Raw genomic sequence first — 20,282 nt, forward strand, 5'->3', positions numbered from 1 at the left:
GTGATCACAGATGCGCATTCACACGTACGAGAAACTGTGGCTCGCTGGGTCCTTCGTCCTGATCGTTGGATTCATCGTAACAGTCACGTACGGCTCGGTCGGGCTCGGCATCGACATGATCGGCGAGGAGGCAGACGGCGTTTCGCCCGACGAGATTTCGTCCGACGAGCGGTTCAGCGAACCGCGCGTCGAACAGGTCGGGGAAAACGAGTACGAGGTGTACGTCGTCGCGATGACGTTCATCTTTCAACCCGACCCGATCGAAGTGCCGGCGAACTCCGAGGTGACGTTCTACGTGACGAGTCGCGACGTGATCCACGGCTTCGAGGTCCCCGGGACCAACATCAACTCGATGGCCATCCCCGGTCAGGTGGCTGAACTGACGGTCGAGTTCGACGAGCCCGGAACCTACGGAGTCATCTGCAACGAATACTGCGGCCCACAGCACCACACGATGGAAGGGTCGCTGGTAGTGACGCCGGAATGGGAATTCTCGCAGACAGAGCTCGAAGTCGACGCGCCCGAGAGCGTCGCACAGGGTGACGAAATCGACCTCACGGCCACTGTCTCCAACGGATTGCTCGAAACGCACGAGTCGACGGTCAACGTCACCATCGGATCCCAGACCACCGAACAATCGATCACCGTCGACGGCGAGAGTAGCGAGAACGTGTCGGTGACCGTCGACAGTGACGAACTGGGACCCGGTGAGCACGACTGGACGGTCAGCGTCGACGATCAGGAAGAGTCCGGGACGATCACCGTCGGGAACGAAACGGACACAACCGAGTCAGTGCCTGCATCGGTGGGAACCGAAACAGTATCGGTGACGATGAATCCAGCAGACCCAACGCGCGCGTCCCGTGGAGTGGGCTATCCATGACGCGCCTCTTCGTCGACGAGTATCCGGGGCAGGCACGACTCGTCCGGGCTGCGTTCCTGAACTCGTTCGTCGCACTCGCAATCGGGGCGACGTTCGGGCTCATTCAGGCGTTCCACCGAACCGATATCTATCGCTTTCTGCCGTCGCCCGATTACTACACGGTACTGACCGGACACGGCGTCTTCCTCGTCATCTCGTTCGTGATCTTCTTTCTCGTCGGGCTGTTTCACTGGGCGATTACGGACAGTCTCGGCCAGCGGCCGTCCCGCGCCTGGCTGAGCTGGGGCTGGTACGGGCTGATGTCGCTCGGGACCCTCATCATCGCCGCATCGATTCTCGGCGGGTTCATGGAGGAACCACCGGAAGTGCTTGGAGCACCGTTGAGCGCGGACGTGCTCTTTACGTTCTACGCGCCGCTTCAGGCCAACCCACTGTTCTATCTGGGGCTGATCGTGTTCTTCGCGGGAACCTGGCTCGCCGGTGCCGACTGGTTTCGGACGTGGCTGACCTGGAAGGGCGAACACCCCGGCAAGCGGATCCCGCTCCCGGCCTTCATGGTCCTGACGACGATGATCATGTGGTATCTCGGTTCGATCGGCGTCATCGTCTCGCTCGTGGCCTTCCTCGTGCCGTGGTCGTTCGAGGTGATCCCGGGCGTGAACCCGTTGCTGACCCGGACGCTCTTCTGGTTCTTCGGGCACATGGTCGTCTACTTCTGGGTATTGCCGGCGTACCTGCTCTGGTACAACGTCCTTCCCACGCTCTCGGGCGGACGGTTGTTCAGCGATCCGCTCGCACGAGTCGTGTTCATCCTGTTCGTCCTGCTCTCGACGCCGGTCGGCATCCACCACCAGTACATGGATCCCGGCATTGCGGAAGGGTTCAAGTTCGTCGCGATGACCAACACGATGTTTTTGCTGCTACCGAGCCTCTTGACAGCGTTCACCGTCGTCGCGAGTATGGAACACGGTGCTCGCCAGCGCGGCGGGGCGGGCACGTTCGGCTGGATACGAGCGTTACCCTGGAAAGACCCCGCGTTTACCGGCATGGCGCTCGCGGGCGCGGTCTTCGCCTTCGGCGGCTTCACCGGCATCGTCAATGCGGGGATGAACATCAACTACCTCGTGCACAACACGCTGTGGATCCCCGGACACATCCACACACAGGTGGGGACGGCGACCGCGCTCTCGCTCATGGCCGGTTCGTACTGGCTCGTCCCCCAGCTCACCGGAAACCGCCTCGTCGGCCGGCGAATTGCCCTATTTCAGGTCGTCACCTGGTTCCTCGGCATCGTGTTCATGACGAACGCGATGTACCGGTCGGGACTGTTCGGCGTCCCCCGACGAACCGCGGAGCCACAGTACAGCTTCGAGTACGACGTCGGCATCGGGTCGATGGGCGAACTGAACGCCCAGATCGCCCTCGGTGGAACCCTGCTCTTCGTCGCCACGGTACTGTTCCTCGGCGTCATGCTGCTCACAGTTCTCAATCGAGACAGTGAACCGCTGGTGGACGGGACGATTCCGCCCGCACTGTCCGGACCCGAGGATTCGCCGCGGATCCTCGACAATCTGAAACTGTGGGCGGCCATCGCAATCGTCCTGCTCGTTCTCGCCTACGCCCTCCCACTCGCAAGCGTCATCCAGGGAGGAGGGCTGCACGGACAGGACATCAGGCCCTACCCGGTCGTTCTCGTCGACGCCGTACAGCACGCCGGAACGATCCTCGGAGTGCCCATCCACTGATGCGGACTACCCCAGCGAAGCTGTTGATCGTCAGTGCACTGCTCCTCGTCTTCCTCGTCGAGGGACGGACGGTCCTCGGGTTCTTCGGCGTCGAAATCTCCCCGCTCGAAACTGTCCTCGTCGGCCTGATCGTCTTCGCCGTGCTCTTCGCCTGGGCGTTCGCCCCACGTCGTGACGGGTGACGCAACCGGCGTCAGCGGTGAGAACCCGGCAAACGGAGGGTATCACTACAGGAGGAAGGATGATCTAGGACGATCGATGCTCGAATCGTACTCCCCACGGACTGCGCTCGCCGTCGCGTTACTCGCACTCGTCCCAACGATCGTCTGGATGCTCACCCGGTCCGGTCTCGGCGGTGCGATCGCGTCCGTCAACGTAGTTCTCATCGTCGCGTCGATCTACATCGCGCTCTCACCGATCGACGCCTCGAATCGACCGAGCGGACACGCCTGACCGAGCAAGGATGACCGGAATTTACCGCTGCCAGAACGGACTCGAGAGGATCGGGCGACGCCGCCGAACGAGGACGCAACAGTGGATGCCAGAACGAATGGTCACTCTTCGGCGAAGTCCCGATCGTCTCCGTCGACCCGACGCGCGACGTCGACACGATAGTGCGACAGGATATCGCGGCCGAGAATTACGGGATACTCCATGTGACTGCGATCCTCGATGCTCGCGGTCACCGTGTGCTGGTTACCGCCGACGCCAACTACGACGTCGACGACGGGGCGGCTCCGGCTCCCTTTCGAACTGCCCGTCCTGACTTTCGTGATGGACTTGATCGGCCCGGCACCGATGTCGGCGGCGAGGCTGGTGTCGATGCTCGTCCGACTGGCACCAGTGTCGGACTTGGCAACGATCGATTCCGAGCCACGGGTCCCCGTGAGGATCACCTCCTCGGTGTAGCCGATGTTACTCGGCTCCTGATCGGCGGCGATCGGCTCCGGCGGCAAGAAGGACGGGCGCGAGTCGTCGAGCGTTCGCGCGAGTCGATCGACGTCCTCGTCGTCCACTTCGCCGCCGACGCGCTCGATGGCGAGTTTCGCGATGGACGGTGCGGGACTCACACCCGTCGCCTCGAACAACCCTTTGAATCCGGCCGTGGGGTTCACCTCCAGGACGAACCAGCCGTCGTCGCCTTCGACGATGTCGACCCCCGCGTAGTCGAGACCGATCGCCTCAGTCGATTGCAGCGCGATCTCCCGGACGCGGTCGGGGAGTTCGTCTGTGGCGTCCTCGACGGACCCGCCGAGGGCGACGTTCGTCCGCCAGTCGTTCTCCGGGGCGTACCGGTACATCGCGCCGACGATCTCGTCGCCCACGACGTAGATCCGGATGTCCCGGTGCTGGCTGGCGTCGCGTTCGATGAGTTCCTGCAGGAACGCGTACCGGTTGCCGACCTTCGGGTTGACGCGCTCGCCCGGACCGACCTTCCACGTGCCGCCACCGTGGGTGCCGATGGCGGTCTTGTAGACCGCCTCCTCGCCGAAGTCCGCACGGGCCTCGTTGAGGCGATCGCTACTGAGCGAGAGGAGGACGTCGGGAACCGGAAGTTCGTGGGCGGCGAGGGTGACGGCCGTCGAAAGTTTGTGGAGCGCCGTCATCGACGCGGTCGGCGGGTTGAGTGTCGGCACCAGCCGAGAGAGCGTGTTGACGATGCCGAGGGCCTCGCAGGGCTGTTCCGTGTTCGAGAGCAACAATCGATTCGCGATTACGTCGACGGAGGGCTCCAGGCTGACGCGTCCATCTTCCACGCCGATAGTCGTATTGTCCGCTCGAAGCCACTGCGGGCGATGGCCCAGTTCCTCGATCGCGTTACAGATCGCCTTCGTCTCTTTACTCGTGTGGAGGCTCAACACCCCGACGGTGACCGGTTCGGAAGAAGTCATACAGAAATACCATCATCCGAGGCGAAAAGAGTTACCACCTGTTTCGACGCGTGCTACAGACGCTGTCCCACGACACCGGTTCACGACGTTCGAGTGCCGCCGTCGGGTCTCCTGAAAGGCAACGGTCGTTGAGTCCTGTCAGACACAAACCCACACCAGCTGACCGTTCTACCCAAGAACCGCCCGAATCGATCGACGTTCGATCACCCCGCTGGCAAATGCGAGTGCGGCCCAAGAAACCACGCCGATGCCGATCGCGACCCCCAGTAGTGGAAGTGACGTGATCGGCGGCGCGACGACGACGATCGTCCCGGCCATCACGCCCGAGACGGCGACGACCCGGGCGGCGTCGATCGCTAACACGCGCAGGTGTAACGATAACTCGTCGTGGACGACGTAGAGGGTGACCGAGACGTAGATCGCGTGTGTCACGACCGTGGCGAGCGCCGCCCCGACGACGCCAATTGCAGGGATCAGCGCCACGTTGAGCGCGAAGTTGCCGACCGAGGTCACCCCCTTCGCGATTGCTCGCTCGCGCGCACGGCCGAGATAATCGAGACTGTCACTCGTCAGATTCGTGATCGTCTGCAACACCACGAATCCGCTGAGAAGGACCAGTACGGGGGCGGCGCCGGCGTACGACGCACCGAAGACGAGCGTGACGAGCGGCTCGGCGACGAGTGCGAGCCCCACTGCGGCCGGGACGTACAGCGCCAGCGCGTTCCCCAACGCCGTCTCGTAGAGCGCCCTGATACGATCGACGTCATCGCCCGCCTTCCCTTCGCCAAAGTTCGGCGAGATGACGAACCCGAGCGACTCCGCTGGCGCGAGGACGAAGTCGGTGAGCTGTTTCGCCAGTGTGTAGAACGCGACGGCAGACGAGTTCAGGAACACCCCCACGAGGACGATGTCGATCTGTTTGTCGAGGACGTTCGCCCCGCGCGTCGCGGTAAGCGGGACGGCGTAGCCGACGAGCCGACGGGCCAGGCCCGGTTCCATCTCCGCGGACGGTTCGTGTGCCTCGTAAACGAGCACGTACATCGCCACGAGGCCGAAGACGGCGGCGATCCCGTACCCGACGACGTAACCGACGAACGCACCCAGCGCACCGAACCCGGCCAGGACGAACGCGACGGCGAAGACGAGGCGACCGACGCCGCCGAGCGCCCTGACGGTCGCGCTGTAGCCGAGTCGGTTCGATCCCTGGAAGACGATCTCCGGAAAAACGGCGAAGGACTTGGCGACGACGAGCAACGCGCCAGCGGCGAAAAACGGTTCCGCGGCCGGTTTCCCGAGGGCCGCGGCGAGCGGTGCCGCGACGACGAACAGGACCCCTCCCACGAAGGAGACGACGGCCAGTTTGTAGCCGAGGACGTGTCGCAGGAGGTGTGGGATCTGGCCGGGGTCCATCTCGCCGTACTCGGCGATGTAGCGCGCGGCGGACTTCCCGAGTCCGAGATCCGCGGCCAGCTGGACGACCGCCAGCACTCCGATCGACCAGAACAGGAGCCCGTACGCGTCAGGGTCGAGGAAGACGCGGGCGAGCAGCACCATCAGCAGCGCGCTCGAAAGCATGTACGCCGCTCTGGCGACGAGCGTCGCGGCGAATCCGCGGACGATGTGATCGAGTGAGCGCATAGAGGCCACCAGCGAGCGTGCCAGCACAGACTGCCGTCGGCGACGTCGACCGGTTCGTCGGGCGGTCATAGAATTGTTATCTGGGCCGATCAGCGGGCAGGGAGAGCTTACGAGGCCGATGAATCACACGATGGGCGACCTGCAGCCCACCACCAACTGATGGCGCCTGGGCCGGTGGCCCGACACCCACGTCGGGTACAAGAACGGACGAGGACAGCCGATCCGATGGTGAAGAGCGCCGCCTCAGAGATAGGAAGCGTCCCAGCGAGTGGCTTTCCGCTTGTTGCCACAGACGTTACACTCGATGCGACCCATGGCATCCATCGCGTTGTCGAGCGTCTCGCAATTGCCACAGAACCAGCCGAAGCGGTCGGTTTCGTCGCGGGACTCGTACGCGCTGTAGAACGGCGCCTTCGATCCCCGGTCGGCTTCGCCGTAGCTAACGAACACCGTGGCGCCGTCTTCGAGGTGCCGTTCTTCGATCGCCCGCCACTCGGCGTCCGCGTCGTCACTCTCCATGTAGACGTTCTCGGTGTACGTGTCCGCACCGATCTGAATGCTGCGCGTACCCGCGCGTTCGAAGCCGTGTTCCTCGTAGAATCGGGTCCCGTCGTCGTTACCCTCAAGGACGAACCCGCGAATTCGCTCGGCGCCGGCATCGAGCAACGCTTCCCGCGTGCGGGTCAAAAGCCGAGAACCGAGGCCGGCACCTCGCTCGTCCGGGCGGACGTGCAACCAGTGAAGGTGGCCGATCGTCTCCACGTCACCGACCACCTCGGACTGACTGAATCCAGCCGGTTGGTCGTTCTCGGCGATCAGGACGATCGTGTCGTCGCTCTCGACGAGATCGGACGTGGCCTCGTCGCTGTACCACTGTGCCAGGGCATCCTCGATCGTCTCCTCCGAGAGAAAGGACGTGTACGACGCGGTTACCGACTCTTCGGCCATCGACCGAATCGCCTCCGTATCTGCCGCGGTTGCCTCGCGAAACTCCATATCCGGGCGAATCACAGCCACGTACAAAACGTTCGCCCCCCGACGCACGTTTCGAGGGAGCCCGCACTCACCACGGCACGGGCGGAAAGATGGTCGCTGGTCCCGCTCTGTGACTGTAGTGTTCCTTTTGTAGCGTCCCCATAGGCAATATCAGCACAGAAGTGCAAACAGCGGAGACACCCTTCGCCGACCTCCCGGTCAACGCCGACACCACCGGCAGAAACGAGGGCATGTGGGCACGACGCATACGCACCACTAACGCAAGCACACTTTATAACCGCGCCAAAAAAAGGACGAAACATGACCGACGGGACGTCGAACGGGGAGCAGCCGGAACCGTTCACGTACGACGGCACGCGGGTCGAGCCCGGCGAGGCCGTGAACGACCGGTACCGGATCAGTGAGACCTATCTCGGTGACCCGATTCGCGTCCCGGTCACGATCATCAACGGTGCCCACGCTGGCCCGACAGTGTTTCTCTCCGCGGCTGCCCACGGGGACGAACTCAACGGCATCGAAGTCGTCCGCGAAGTGGCCCACGACTGGGATCACGCGGACCTACACGGGACGCTCGTCTGTCTCCCGGTGTTGAACGTCCCGGGCTTCCTCGCACAGGAACGGTATCTGCCCATCTACGATCGGGACCTCAACCGGTCGTTTCCGGGTCACGAATCCTCTACGAGCGCGAAACGGATGGCGCATCGACTCTTCACCTCGTTCGTCGATCCATGCGATTTCGGCCTCGACTTCCACACGTCGACGCGCGGGCGGACGAACATGCTTCACGTTCGGGCAGACACCGACAATCCCGCCGTAAAACGCCTCTCACACGCATTCAGTTCGAACGTAGTCATCGACGGATCCGGTCCCAGCGGATCGTTGCGCAGGGAGGCGACCGAAGCCGGCGTGCCGACGATCACGATCGAGATGGGCAAAGCCCATCGCTTCCAGCGATCGTTGATCGATCGAGCGCTGACCGGCGTCGCAAGCGTCCTCGCCGAGGTGGGCTGTCATCCAGATTCCGCCGTCCACTGGCCCGGGTGGCGGACGGTCATCAACGATTCGGACGAGAAAACCTGGCTCCGGGCCGACGCCGGTGGCATCGTCGACATGAAGCGCGGCCGCGGCGAGCTCGTCCACGAGGGCGACGTGATCTGTACCATCACGAACCCGTTCAAAGAGAAAGACGACATCGTCCCCGTCACGGCACCGTTCACCGGCTTGATCGTCGGCGTCCTGGAGAACCCGGTCGTCTACCCCGGCAATCCCGTCTGCCACCTCGTCGCGCTCGACGACACCACCTTACGGGCGCTCGAACACGAAATCGAATCCTCGCTCTCGATCTTTGCCGGCGGACGCGGTCGAAACGACGGCTGAAACGGTAGTTGTGTTCCCCTCCCGTGCACACCGACGATTTGTACCCGATTGCTGGACCGTACCGTGTGTCGGAGACAGTGATTCTCCTCAAGATTTGGTTTCCGGCAACGGCGGCGCCCAGCGACGGAAAGTAACTACTATACCACCGGGGTTCGACGCATCTGGTGAGAGTATGAGCGAGTCTTACAACCGTGGCCTGATCGAAGACTTCGGTCGGTGGCGGGAGTTCGCGCCCGGGATGTGGGCGTGGATCCTCCACAAGTTCACCGGCTGGATTCTCATCGGCTACCTGTTTACCCACATCGCCGTGCTGAGCAACGCGCTCGGCGCCGCCGGTAACGAGGCGAAGATCGCTGCCGGGGAGGACATCTATACGACGACGCTGCAGGGACTCGAAGGGCTGTTCCTCATTCGCGTCCTCGAAGTCGGCCTGCTCGCGGTCGCCGTCTTCCACATCTTGAACGGTGTCCGACTCCTGATGATCGACCTCGGTATCGGACTGGAAGCCCAGGACAAGAGCTTCTACATCTCGCTGGTCGTCACCGCGGCGATCACGGTCGCGAGCGTGCCGACCTTCATGACAGGGGTGGGCGCCTGATGGCCGAACGCTACTCCAGTTTCACCCCCGGCGGCACCGGCTGGCTGCTCCAGCGCGTGACCGCTGCGTTCCTCGTGGTGACGCTCGCGTTTCACTTCTTCCTGCTTCACTTCGTCAATCACGCCTACGAGATCACGTTCGCTGGCACGCAGATGCGCATGGAGAACGTTGGCTACCTGATCACGATGGTTCTCTTCCTCTGGGCAGCCGCGTTCCACGGAGTCAACGGCGTCTACAACGCGCTCGTCAACCAGGGACTCTCCGGGACGCCAAAGCGGATCGTGCTCGCAGTACTGAGTCTCGCCGGCCTGGCACTGGTCGCACAGGGAACCTACGTGGCACTCGTCATGAACGGGATGATATAATGAGCACCCAACAGGAACAACCGACGGACGCCGACGACGCTGGAACAGGGCAGGCAGACGACGCGGCGGACGCCGGTCCCTCCCCGCAGGATCGCCGAATGGACAAGAAGGCTGATCGGCGGATCGAACGGGAACGAGCGGCGGGCGCGACCGACGCCGACGCCGAGACGGTCCACCTGAAGGTGTTCCGGTACGATCCGGAAGTCGAGGGGAAGCAGGAACCACGGTTCGACGACTTCCACGTTCCCTTCGAGAAGGGGATGACCGTCCTCGACGCGCTGATCTACGCGCGCGACGAGTTCGATCCCTCGCTCACCTTCCGACACTCCTGCCGACAGGCGGTCTGTGGCTCGGACGCGTTCTTCGTCAACGGCCGTCAACGTCTGGGCTGTCAGACACAGATTTCGGATCTCGACGGCCCGGTGCGCGTCGAACCGCTCCCCCACCAGGACGTGGTCAAGGACCTCGTCGTGGACATGGAGCACTTCTACGAGCAGATGCACGCGGTCGAACCGTACTTCCAGGAAGAAGACCTCCCGGACGGCGACCTCGAAGAACAATATCAGACCCGGGAGAACCGCGAGAAGGTCAAGATGTCAACGCGCTGTATCTGGTGTGGCGCGTGCATGTCCTCGTGTAACATCGCGGCGGGCGACAACGAGTACCTCGGCCCGGCGGCGATCAACAAGGCCTACCGCTTCGCCATGGACGACCGCGAGGGCGAGGAACTCAAAGAGCACCGACTACGCATCATGGAGCAAGAACACGGCGTCTGGCGCTGTCAGACGCAGTTCTCCTGCACCGAGGTGTGTCCGAAAGACATCCCCCTCACCGAGCACATTCAGGAACTCAAGCGTGAGGCGGTCAAGAAGAACCTGAAATTCTGGTAACCATGTACGAACACGACGTCATCGTAGTTGGCGCCGGCGGCGCCGGGCTCCGCGCGGCGATCGCCGCACACGAAGCCGGAGCGGACGTGGCGATGGTCACGAAACTCCACCCGGTCCGCAGCCACACCGGCGCGGCCGAGGGGGGTATCAACGCCGCGATCCGCGACGGCGACGACTGGGAACTGCACGCCTACGACACCATGAAGGGGTCGGACTACCTCGGCGACGCGCCAGCGATCGAGACGCTGGCACAGGACTCGCCCGAGGACACGATCACCTTAGAACACTGGGGGATGCCGTTCTCCCGCGAGGAGGACGGCACCGTCTCCCAGCGACCGTTCGGCGGCCTCTCCTTCCCGCGGACGACCTACGCCGGGGCCGAAACCGGTCACCACCTGCTGCACACGATGTACGAGCAGGTCGTCAAGCGCGGGATCCAGGTCTACGACGAGTGGTACGTGATGAACCTCGCCGTGACGGACGAGCCCGATCCGAACGATCGATCCTGTCACGGCGTCGTCGCCTACGACGTCCAGTCGGGACAGATACAGGGCTTCAAAGCGAACGACGGAGTCATCCTCGCGACCGGTGGGCCCGGTCAGGCCTTCGATCACACGACGAACGCCGTCTCCTGTACCGGTGACGGCCAGGCGATGGCCTATCGTGCTGGCGTCCCGCTCGAGGACATGGAGTTCGTCCAGTTCCACCCGACGACGCTGCCCAGCACTGGCGTCCTCATCTCCGAGGGTGTCCGTGGCGAGGGCGGCATCCTCTACAACGAGGACGGCGAGCGGTTCATGTTCGAACACGGCTACGCCAACAACGACGGCGAGCTCGCCTCTCGAGACGTCGTTTCGCGGGCGGAACTCACCGAGGTCAACGAGGGACGCGGCGTCGAAGACGAGTACGTCAACCTCGACATGCGCCACCTCGGCGAAGAACGCATCATGGACCGCCTCGAGAACATTCTGCACCTCGCGGAGGACTTCGAGGGCGTCGACGGCCTCGTCGAACCGATGCCGGTCAAGCCGGGCCAGCACTACGAGATGGGCGGCATCGAGACCGACGAAAACGGCGCTACCTGCGTCGACGGCCTCTACGCCGCCGGCGAGTGCGCCTGCGTCTCCGTTCACGGTGCGAACCGCCTCGGTGGCAACGCGCTGCCCGAGCTCATCGTCTTCGGCAAGCGCGCCGGCCGCCACGCCGCGGGCGAGGAGCTGGGAGCGGCCGAGATTCTGACGGGTTACGGCGACGACGTCGAAGACGAGACCGACGTCGGGGCACCCGTCGAGCCGGGCCTCGCAGGCATCGACGAGACGAGTCCCGCAAGCGGTGTCGCAGCCGACGGCAGCGGACAGACGATGGCAAGCGACGCCGTCCTGGAGCAGGCGGTCGAGGCCGAACGCACCCGCGTCGACCACCTGATGGATACCGACGACGGTGTCAACCACGCCGACATCCGCTCGAAGCTCCAGCGAGCGATGACGGACTACGTCAACGTCTTCCGCACGGAAGACGGTGTCAAGAAGGCCCTCGAGATCATTCGTGAGTGCCGCGAGGAGTACCAGCGCGTCGGCGTCTCGGATCCCTCCCGGACGTTCAACACGGATCTGCAGATGACCTACGAGACGCGCAACCTGATCGACGTCGCCGAGACGATCGCCCTCGGGGCGCTCGTCCGCAACGAGTTCCGCGGTGCCCACTGGCGCCAGGAGAACCAGATTCGCGACGACGAAAACTGGCTCAAACACACGATGATCACCTGGGACGACGGTGCACCGTCGATCTGGTATCGCCCGGTGATCCTCGAAGGCGAAGAGAAGACCTACGAGCCGAAGGTTCGCAGCTACTGATCGTCCCGACGTCGGAATTTGCACCACGCCGGTCCGAGAACGCAGTCTTTTCGACGATCCGTTAGAAGCCGAGTGCCTCGACGAGATTGATACTGATTCCCAGTGCCCCGACGAGTTTGTACCCGAGGAAGATGCCAACGATCCCGAGGAGCCCAGGTAATTCCGGTGGGGCGGGGATCGGAATCGAAAGCATTCGGAACACTCCACCAGTGAGCACACCCGTTGCCAGTGCGAAGACGGCGAGTTGTGTCGTCATCGATTCGAGCATGGGGAGAGGCTACCTAAAGTGATGCGCACAACGTGACACCCAGTGCCGGCGACGATTGGACTGCGAGCAGCGCTGGGTTGCGAAGCCGTACACAGATCGACAGCAACCAGTTTTCGTTCAAAATCGATACGGCCACAGGTTCGGGAACCGCTGATCGACACGCTCTCAGAGTTCGATTCGCTCGACCAGTTGTTCGCGGTTCTCGTTAGTGTTGACCGCGACGATTCGGACGTGGTCTTCGAGCATCGACCGCTCGAGTTTGGCCTTCAGGAGGTTGTCGACCTGATAGACGCCGGCGGCGTTCGTCATCGCGATCTCGACCATGACGGGGCTCGATTCGCCCTCGTGGAGCGAGACGCGACTGATCGCCTGGCTGGAAAGCGTGTTGATTCCGCGGCCACCCTGCTCGTACGGGATGCGCGAGCGCCCGCGTTCCATATCGAGTGCATCCGCGACCCGAATGACGCCGGCTTCGAGCGTCAACGGATCGACAGGGGTGTGGTGACAGAGGATCGCGTGCAGGACTTCACCCTTTACCCTGACGGCATCGACGGTGTCGTAGAACTCGGGGAGGATTCGATCGAGGATGTCCGAGGCGAGCGGAACGGAGTAGAACGGGTGGCGATCCCGGTGGACAACGTGCCCGACGTCGTGCAACGTAGCCGCGAGGGCGATTATCACGGCCTCATCGGCTTCGGCGAGTCCCTGCTGACGAGCCCCGTTGAAGGTCACTGAGCTGGCTTTAAGCAAATCGTACAAACACAGCGCCCGGTTACGAACGATTTCGATGTGTTTTGGTCCGTGATCGTTGTATCGCATCCGATCGACGGCGTTGACGTTCTGGGCCTCGAGAAATGTCTGAATCTCAGCGTCGTCGGCGATAAACTCGAGAATCGAGTTGACGGGCCCGTCGGGAAAGGCGTGGGCTGCGTCGGGGTCGTAGGTCCGGTACCCTTCGCTCGTCGGTTCGGTCATACCCGATTCTCGACTGGCACGGCCAAAAGCCCACCGCACAGCCACCGAAGGGGAGACAGCTCACCCGCTGAATTCAGTCGTGGCCAGCCATCGACAACTGGACGATTGAGATCGGTTCCAATGCACTGGCAATCGAACACGCAACGCCAATAATACTGCATTTCCAACCCCACACACTACGGCCCCACCTATTGTAAATAAGTAGTATGGGAAACAGATCACTCGTTCGCGGGACCGCGCGCTCCAAAAAGGTTATAATTGCCAGTCGATAAGGATCGGATAGAGATGGTACCCGAAACCATACCACTGTTCGTGCCAATGCCGGGTGCGATGGAGCTTGGCGTGATCCTGTTCATCGCCATCCTGTTGTTCGGCGCCAACAAGATCCCGAAGCTAGCTCGATCCACCGGTGAAGCCATGGGCGAATTCCAGAAGGGGCGAGAAAAGGTCGAGACGGAACTCGAAGAAATGCGTGAAACCGGAAACTACGACGACTCGTCGTCCGACGATGACTTCGTCGACACCGAGCCCGTCACGTCGGAGGACGGCTCAGACACGACGACCGCGGAGGAGAGCACCGAAGCGGAATCCCAATAATCTGTTTTCGCCGGGACGTGTGGCCTAGCGGAGAGGGCAGAAGGTTCCTAACCTTCTGATCACGGGTTCGAATCCCGTCACGTCCGTTTTCCACCGAGCGGATCCCCACCACGCCCGTTCACCGTTACCTCCGTCAATGGAACGCGTGTGACGGCAGCGGATGTGGGTAGTGGCGGGCGCGGCGGAAATGCACCCGGCGCTCGCCCCTAAACCACAAATTATTGATGATTCTAACGGCGAGGAGCGACAGAAGGTATCACCACAATCACGAAAACGTGTTGAAGCGTGTGGAAAAATATAACCTAACTGGGTGGACAGTACAAGATATCAATGAATCGCAGGCTGGGGGCAGGTACCGCGTTCGGTGATGGCCACCTGAGATGGAGGGAAGGCGAGTGCGACGACGAATCCGTTATCAGGACCGATAATCTACGGATGAAACTTTTTACGGGGGAGTACTTCGGGGGCGTTAATGGCTATTGACGAGGGCGACCACGCCGGCGGGTCGGAATTTTCTGACGCTGGGCCGTCAGATTCGACCCCGGGTGGTGACGAAACGAGCGGGCCCACGAGCGGGGCCGACGTTCGTGTCGGGAACTACACGTGGGCAGATTTCATGGCGGAGTACGGGTACGAAGACGAGATCGACGCGCTGTACCCGGAAGACAAGGAAGTAAGCGGACAGCTCGGCCTCGATGCCGATGGAACGGCCGGGACCCCAACTCGCGAAGAGTGGAACACCGTCGACTTCGATCCTACGGCACACCTCGGTTTCCACCCGACAGAGCTCGACGAGCAGATTACCGAGTTGTACGCACCGAACGCGAAGTTTCTCTGGGAACGCTTTCTCGAGTACGTCGATCCCGAGACGACGCCCGTCACAAAAGACGTCTATACCTGGGAACACTACAAGTGGGAGTACTACTACGAAGACGACGGAAGTCGACCCAGGTCGGGTGGTGAAATCGATCGGTTCGACGGCGAGCAGGCGCTCGGGTTCGATCCCGATCGGATCGAGGAACACGTCCACGCGGCCGGAAATGCCGCGATGGAACTCGACGAACTCGTCGATGAACGGACCGTCAACGTCAACGAAGAAGTAGACGAAGACGAGTTCTTCTCCACGGACAACGGCAATACGACCGTCGCCAACCGATACGACCTGGAGAAGGCCGTTCCGTTCGAAAAGAAGACACACTTCGTCGAGACGGAGCGCTACTGGGTGAACAAACCCTACGCGTTCGTCGTCATCTTCCACTCCGAAAAGGAAAACGAGACGAAATACTACGCCGTCGAGCCGTACTGCAACGAGATCGAGACCGAGCTGCAGGAGTTCCTCTCGGGGAAACTCAGGACGGCGATCAAGTACGCCGACGACAGCGTGAAGACCAGTACGGACGAGGAGGGTCGTCGGAGCGTCATCGAACGCGAAACCCGTCGGTTGCTGAAACGGTACGATCTGTTCGAAGGGACCCAGAACGAGACGACGATGGGGATCGTCGAAACCGTCAAACAACTGTTCGGAGACGACGAAGACGACGAAGACGAAGCGCCACAAGCGCCCACCCAACTCGAGGGCATGTCGGTCCGGCCCGAGCCGGTTATCCTCGAAGAAGATCCCGATACCGTCTCCGAGTATCAGGTCGAAAAGCTGCTGTACCTCCTGAAACGCGACTTCATCGGCTACGAGCGGATCGACCCGATCAAACACGACATCAACGTCGAGGACATCTCGTGTGACGGGTACAATTCACCCGTCTTCGTCTACCACTCCGGCTACGAACAGATCATCTCGAACATCTATCACGGCGAGGACGACCTAGACGACTTCGTCGTCAAACTGGCTCAGCGGTCCGGAAAGGGGATCAGTAAGCGACTCCCGCAGGTCGACGCGACGCTTCCCGACGGCTCCCGAGCACAACTCACGCTCGGCAAGGAGGTCTCCGATCACGGGACGAACTACACGATCCGACAGTTCAAGGACGTCCCGTTCACGCCGATCGACCTCATCAACTGGAACACGTTCAGTTTGGACGAGATGGCCTTCCTCTGGCTCTGCATCGAGAATCACAAGAGCCTGATCTTCGCCGGTGGGACGGCATCGGGGAAGACGACGTCGCTGAACGCCGTCTCGCTGTTCATCCCGGCGAACACCAAGATCGTCTCGATCGAGGACACGCGCGAGGTCGAGTTACCGCAGCGTAACTGGATCGCGTCGATGACCCGGCCCTCGTTCGCTGACGACTCGACAGGCGACATCGACGAGTTCGACCTGCTGGAGGCCGCACTGCGTCAGCGGCCGGACTACATCGTCATGGGTGAGATCCGTGGTGAGGAGGGGCGGACGCTGTTCCAGGTCATGTCGACGGGTCACACCACCTACACCACGTTCCACGCAGACTCCGTCGACGAGGTCCTCAAACGGTTCACGACGGACCCGATCAACGTCTCGAAGACGATGTTCACCGCGCTGGATCTCGTTTCCATCCAGACCCAAACGCGCGTGCAAGGGCGGAAGGTCCGCCGGAACAAGTCGCTCACCGAGATCAACCACTACGAGGCCGAAAACGACGAGATCAACGTCCAGGACGTCTATCAGTGGCAGGCCGAGACGGACGAGTATCTCAAGATGGGCGATTCGAACACACTCGACGAGATCATGTTCGACCGGGGCTGGAATCACGAGAAGCTCCAGGAGGAACTCTTCAAACGGAAGACGATCCTCGCGTACCTCATCCGGAACGGCCTCAACACGTACGCCGAAGTCGCCGCGACCGTTCAAGCGTTCATCAACGATCCGGAGACGATCCTGACGCTCATCGCCAACGGGCAGCTCGAGAACAGCCTCGACGATCTCCGCGAGATGGAGAGCGTGCTGATCGACGTCGACCCGGAGAAAGAGGAACTGGTGCCCCGGCCGGACGCCTCCTCGGAGACGTACAACCTCTCGATGGACATCCTCGAACGGGCCGAAGAGTCACTGTTCGACGAATATCGAGGGAACGTCCCTAGCGGGCTCGCAAGTGCAATCGGAGACGTCGAAGAGGAGACGGCCGACGACGAAACGGACGCCCTGTTCGAATTCGATGCGGCCGAAGCGAAAGACAACCAGGAAGATTTCTGGGCTTCAGACGACGGAGAATCGGTCTCGTTCGACGAATCGGGCGGGGGTGGCGGGTCAGGAGCAACGGCGGCCGGAGGCGACACGACGGTCGAAGCGCCGGCGTGGCTCGAGGGAGAGCAACCGACCGGGACAGCGAGTGCGGACTCCGCCGTTGGAGGGCAGCGTGGGACCGACCAGCTCGAGACTACCGAACGCCCGCCGCTCGACGGCGACGTAGGGACCATCGACGGGTCGATCACCCAAGAGGAAAGCACTGGGGAGACGACAGCAACCCCGGGACAGTCTGCCGAGGACGAGGGAACCCTCTCACTCGAGGAACCAACCGGCGACACTGACGGGCCGAGTGAGGGAAGTGCCGGCGATGAGGAAGAATCCGGCGGTCTCGACGCCCTCTTCACGGACATGGACGACACACTTGCAGCGCTCGAATCCGACGAACCCGTGCCTGCGCCGGAGCAGGGACAAGACGAGGACAGTAAGCCTGATACGTCGGGGTTCGACGAGATGTTCCCGAGTTCGGACGCCGAGTCCATCTTCGCGACCGGCGAATCAACGGAAGACGAATCAGAACCCGACTGGGGACTCGGGACGCGGTCGGAATCAGTACGGAGAGACGACACGTCGCCATCTGCTGGCGAATCGGTCAATACGGCTGGTCCCGAGTCCACATCGGCAGACGAGACGAGTGGGCAGACCGATACTGACGAGGAAACGACGTGGGTCGAAAGTGAACCACAGCCGGTAGACGACGAATCTGGCCGGGTCGACTCGCAGCCGGGATCACCTGACGATGGTGATGACTCGATCTTCGGCACCGACGACTCGTCGCCGTTTACCGACGCGGACCCTGCAAAGGAGGCCGATGCTGGCGAATCGGTATTCGACTCCGGATCGGACGACGAGGAGTCGATATTCGCCGCGAGTGACGAACCGGAAACGACCGAGGAAGACGAGAGAACGAAGAGAGACGAGGAGGGGACGGATACCGAGCGTGACGACGGGGAGGCCGATCGATGAGCGTCGAAGGCTCGACCGCCTCCGACGGGAAGTTCGGCGACTCCGATATGCTCGGAGATACCTTCTATCCGGTGTACGAGAGGCTCTTCAGCGAGGATAGCCAGTTCGCCTCGGACGTCGAGACGAAACTCGCCCAAGGCCGGATGACCGACACCGTCGAGATGTACCTCTCGCGAGCGATCGGCATCGGGTTTATCAGCGGACTCTTCCTGTGGATCCTGGGTCTCCTGGTCGGCTGGGGGCTGTTCGGAACGGGGATCATCACCGTCGACACGATCATCGGTGTGCCCGTACCGAACGAGCAGGTGCTGTCGGTGTGGGAGACGATAAAAATCCCGACGTTGATCGTGGTGTGTGGGATCGTGTTCGGTTCACTCGGATTCCTCCTCGGATTCGGTTCGCTGGTCGCCGTCCCCTACTCTCGGGCATCGGCACGAAAACGCGAGATCAACATGCTCCTAACCGATGCCGTATCGTTCATGTACGCGCTGTCGGTCGGGGGCCTGAACCAACTCGAGATCCTCCAGGCGATGGCCGAGGCGGACGACACGTACGGAGAGGTCTCGAAAGAGTTCCAAAATATCGTCAACGAGACCGAGTACTTCGATACGGATTACCGGACGGCGATCCGTAATCAGGCGATCGAAACGCCGAGTGACGAACTCTCGCAGTTCCTGACGGACATGCTCTCGATCGTCAACAGCGGCGGAGACATGAAGAGTTTCCTGCAGGACAAGAAAGAAAAGCACATGCGGACGGCCAAGCAGCAACAGGAACTCACCCTCGAAACCCTCGAGTTGTTCGGGGAGATGTACATGACGCTCTCGCTGTTCCCGCTGCTGTTGATCATCATCCTGGTGATCATGCAGATGATGCCGAACTCGAGCGCGTCGCCGAACATGATCTTCGTCGCCGTCTATGGGCTCATCCCCCTCACAGGTGTCGGGTTCATTATTCTGGTTTCGACGGTCAAACACGACGAGGTGGGTGACGGCTATCTCAGCCCCGATGGTGGGCATCAGCGGCTCGAAGCGACCCAAAACAAGGGGTTGCTCGATCTCGGACTGATCGAACAGTTCACGGGGACGCACAGTGTCTTCGATCGAATTAAAAATCGAGAAGGGACCTACGAAACGCTCGGGGTGCTGAAAGATCCACATCTCTTCTTCCGGGAGCACCCGCTGATGACACTCACGTTGACAGTGCCGGCGGTGCTGGTGACCATCACCGCCGCGATGGTAAACGGCATCGTCCCGACGTCCTGGGGCGGGCTCGTCGACGACCCGGTCTGGGGGACGTTCATGTACGTCTACATGCCCGTGTACGTCATACTCGTTCCACTGGCCATCTTTTACGAGTGGAATCTTCGATCCCGTAACGGAGTCGTCGCGACACTTTCGGAAGACCTGCGAAAGCTATCGAGTGCGAACGACACCGGCCTCACGCTCTTGGAGTCTCTGCAATCGGTTTCTTCCACCACCAGTGGGACCCTCGCACGTGAGTTCGAAGAGATGCACACGAAGGTCAACTACGGGATGAACCTGAAGGAGGCGATGATCGAGTTCAACAACAAGTATCACATCCCCCGTCTGGCCAGGTCGGTCAAGTTGATCACGAAAGCTCAAGAAGCGTCGAACCAGATTTCGAACGTTCTCAGGACCGCCGCCCGTGCGAGCGAGAACCACGACGACATCGAGCGAGATCGAAAATCACGGACCCGGATGCAGATCGTGATCATCATCATGACGTTCATGACGATGCTCGCGGTCATCGCGATCTTGCAGACACAGTTCCTGAACACGATGGCCGATCTTGGCTCGCAAAGCAACGTCGACTCCTCGGCGATGGAAGGGGCTGGCGGGAGCGGCATGTCCCAGATGAACTTGACGGAGAACATCGACGTCGACCAGATGGGGCTGTTGTTCTTCCACGCGATCACACTCCACGCCATCCTCTCGGGGTTCATCAGCGGCTATATCCGCGATGCGAACCTGATGAGCGGACTGAAATACGTCGTCGGACTCTCGACGGTTGCACTCGTCGCCTGGGCATTCGTCTCGTAAT

The 20,282-nt window shown here is 61.8% G+C and carries 17 protein-coding genes and 1 tRNA gene; 13 read left to right on the forward strand and 5 right to left on the reverse strand.

The window, feature by feature from the left end; translation table 11 throughout:
- Window positions 1–10: 10 nt before the first annotated feature.
- The 4 genes from C479_RS01985 to C479_RS02000 all read left to right on the forward strand — a co-directional run bounded on the left by C479_RS01985 (window position 11) and on the right by C479_RS02000 (window position 3,081).
- Window positions 11–883, forward strand: coding sequence for a cytochrome c oxidase subunit II (locus C479_RS01985; RefSeq protein WP_007697053.1), 873 nt, complete (start codon window positions 11–13; stop codon window positions 881–883).
- Window positions 880–2,628, forward strand: coding sequence for a b(o/a)3-type cytochrome-c oxidase subunit 1 (locus C479_RS01990; RefSeq protein ID WP_007697056.1), 1,749 nt, complete (start codon window positions 880–882; stop codon window positions 2,626–2,628). The genes C479_RS01985 and C479_RS01990 overlap by 4 nt, the downstream gene beginning before the upstream one ends.
- Window positions 2,628–2,810: a hypothetical protein gene (locus tag C479_RS01995; RefSeq protein WP_007697058.1), complete on the forward strand. Its 183-nt coding sequence runs from the start codon at window positions 2,628–2,630 to the stop codon at window positions 2,808–2,810. The genes C479_RS01990 and C479_RS01995 overlap by 1 nt, the downstream gene beginning before the upstream one ends.
- Before the next feature lie 76 nt (window positions 2,811–2,886).
- Entirely contained in the window at window positions 2,887–3,081 is a 195-nt protein-coding gene (locus C479_RS02000; protein WP_007697061.1) for a hypothetical protein, read from the forward strand.
- A 101-nt stretch (window positions 3,082–3,182) separates the two neighbouring features.
- Here the strand turns inward: C479_RS02000 and C479_RS02005 are convergent, their stop codons facing one another.
- From C479_RS02005 to C479_RS02015, 3 genes are all read right to left on the reverse strand, one after another.
- Window positions 3,183–4,520: a RimK family alpha-L-glutamate ligase gene (locus C479_RS02005; protein ID WP_007697063.1), complete on the reverse strand. Its 1,338-nt coding sequence runs from the start codon at window positions 4,518–4,520 to the stop codon at window positions 3,183–3,185.
- Window positions 4,521–4,688: 168 nt separating this feature from the next.
- Window positions 4,689–6,158, reverse strand: coding sequence for a flippase (locus C479_RS02010; protein WP_007697066.1), 1,470 nt, complete (start codon window positions 6,156–6,158; stop codon window positions 4,689–4,691).
- Between the two features lie 243 nt (window positions 6,159–6,401).
- The gene (locus C479_RS02015; protein WP_007697069.1) at window positions 6,402–7,154 is read right to left on the reverse strand and encodes a GNAT family N-acetyltransferase; all 753 of its coding nucleotides are present in this window, start codon (window positions 7,152–7,154) and stop codon (window positions 6,402–6,404) included.
- 300 nt (window positions 7,155–7,454) lie between these two features.
- Here C479_RS02015 and C479_RS02020 point away from each other — a divergent pair, with 300 nt between their 5' ends.
- The 5 genes from C479_RS02020 (at window position 7,455) to C479_RS02040 (ending at window position 12,237) form a co-directional block, all read left to right on the forward strand.
- Complete coding sequence (locus C479_RS02020) at window positions 7,455–8,531, forward strand: succinylglutamate desuccinylase/aspartoacylase family protein (protein ID WP_007697083.1); 1,077 nt, start codon at window positions 7,455–7,457, stop codon at window positions 8,529–8,531.
- Window positions 8,532–8,703: 172 nt separating this feature from the next.
- Window positions 8,704–9,129 carry a succinate dehydrogenase, cytochrome b556 subunit gene (sdhC, locus tag C479_RS02025; RefSeq protein ID WP_007697086.1) on the forward strand — a complete coding sequence of 142 codons (426 nt, stop codon included), beginning with the start codon at window positions 8,704–8,706 and terminating at the stop codon, window positions 9,127–9,129.
- On the forward strand, window positions 9,129–9,494 hold the full coding sequence (locus C479_RS02030) for a succinate dehydrogenase hydrophobic membrane anchor subunit (protein WP_007697089.1): 366 nt from the start codon (window positions 9,129–9,131) through the stop codon (window positions 9,492–9,494). The genes sdhC and C479_RS02030 overlap by 1 nt, the downstream gene beginning before the upstream one ends.
- Window positions 9,494–10,384: a succinate dehydrogenase/fumarate reductase iron-sulfur subunit gene (locus C479_RS02035; RefSeq protein WP_007697091.1), complete on the forward strand. Its 891-nt coding sequence runs from the start codon at window positions 9,494–9,496 to the stop codon at window positions 10,382–10,384. The genes C479_RS02030 and C479_RS02035 overlap by 1 nt, the downstream gene beginning before the upstream one ends.
- Before the next feature lie 2 nt (window positions 10,385–10,386).
- Window positions 10,387–12,237 (forward strand): FAD-binding protein, encoded by a 1,851-nt coding sequence (locus C479_RS02040; RefSeq protein WP_007697094.1) that lies wholly within the window; start codon window positions 10,387–10,389, stop codon window positions 12,235–12,237.
- Between the two features lie 61 nt (window positions 12,238–12,298).
- Here C479_RS02040 and C479_RS02045 read toward each other — a convergent pair whose 3' ends face one another.
- On the reverse strand, window positions 12,299–12,493 hold the full coding sequence (locus C479_RS02045; protein ID WP_049907043.1) for a XapX domain-containing protein: 195 nt from the start codon (window positions 12,491–12,493) through the stop codon (window positions 12,299–12,301).
- 177 nt (window positions 12,494–12,670) lie between these two features.
- Window positions 12,671–13,480: an HD domain-containing protein gene (locus C479_RS02050; protein WP_007697098.1), complete on the reverse strand. Its 810-nt coding sequence runs from the start codon at window positions 13,478–13,480 to the stop codon at window positions 12,671–12,673.
- Window positions 13,481–13,765: 285 nt separating this feature from the next.
- On the opposite strand from C479_RS02050, the gene C479_RS02055 reads away from it, so the two are divergent.
- The 4 genes from C479_RS02055 (at window position 13,766) to C479_RS02070 (ending at window position 20,281) form a co-directional block, all read left to right on the forward strand.
- Window positions 13,766–14,077, forward strand: a complete 312-nt coding sequence (locus C479_RS02055) for a twin-arginine translocase TatA/TatE family subunit (RefSeq protein ID WP_007697100.1) — start codon at window positions 13,766–13,768, stop codon at window positions 14,075–14,077.
- Between the two features lie 13 nt (window positions 14,078–14,090).
- A tRNA-Arg gene (locus C479_RS02060) sits at window positions 14,091–14,163 on the forward strand.
- A gap of 386 nt (window positions 14,164–14,549) precedes the next feature.
- On the forward strand, window positions 14,550–18,218 hold the full coding sequence (locus C479_RS02065) for an ATPase, T2SS/T4P/T4SS family (RefSeq protein WP_007697105.1): 3,669 nt from the start codon (window positions 14,550–14,552) through the stop codon (window positions 18,216–18,218).
- Window positions 18,215–20,281, forward strand: a complete 2,067-nt coding sequence (locus tag C479_RS02070) for a type II secretion system F family protein (protein WP_007697108.1) — start codon at window positions 18,215–18,217, stop codon at window positions 20,279–20,281. The genes C479_RS02065 and C479_RS02070 overlap by 4 nt, the downstream gene beginning before the upstream one ends.
- Window position 20,282 lies beyond the last annotated feature (1 nt).

Origin of the sequence: Halovivax asiaticus JCM 14624, from assembly GCF_000337515.1 — an archaeon.
Lineage (GTDB): Archaea > Halobacteriota > Halobacteria > Halobacteriales > Natrialbaceae > Halovivax > Halovivax asiaticus.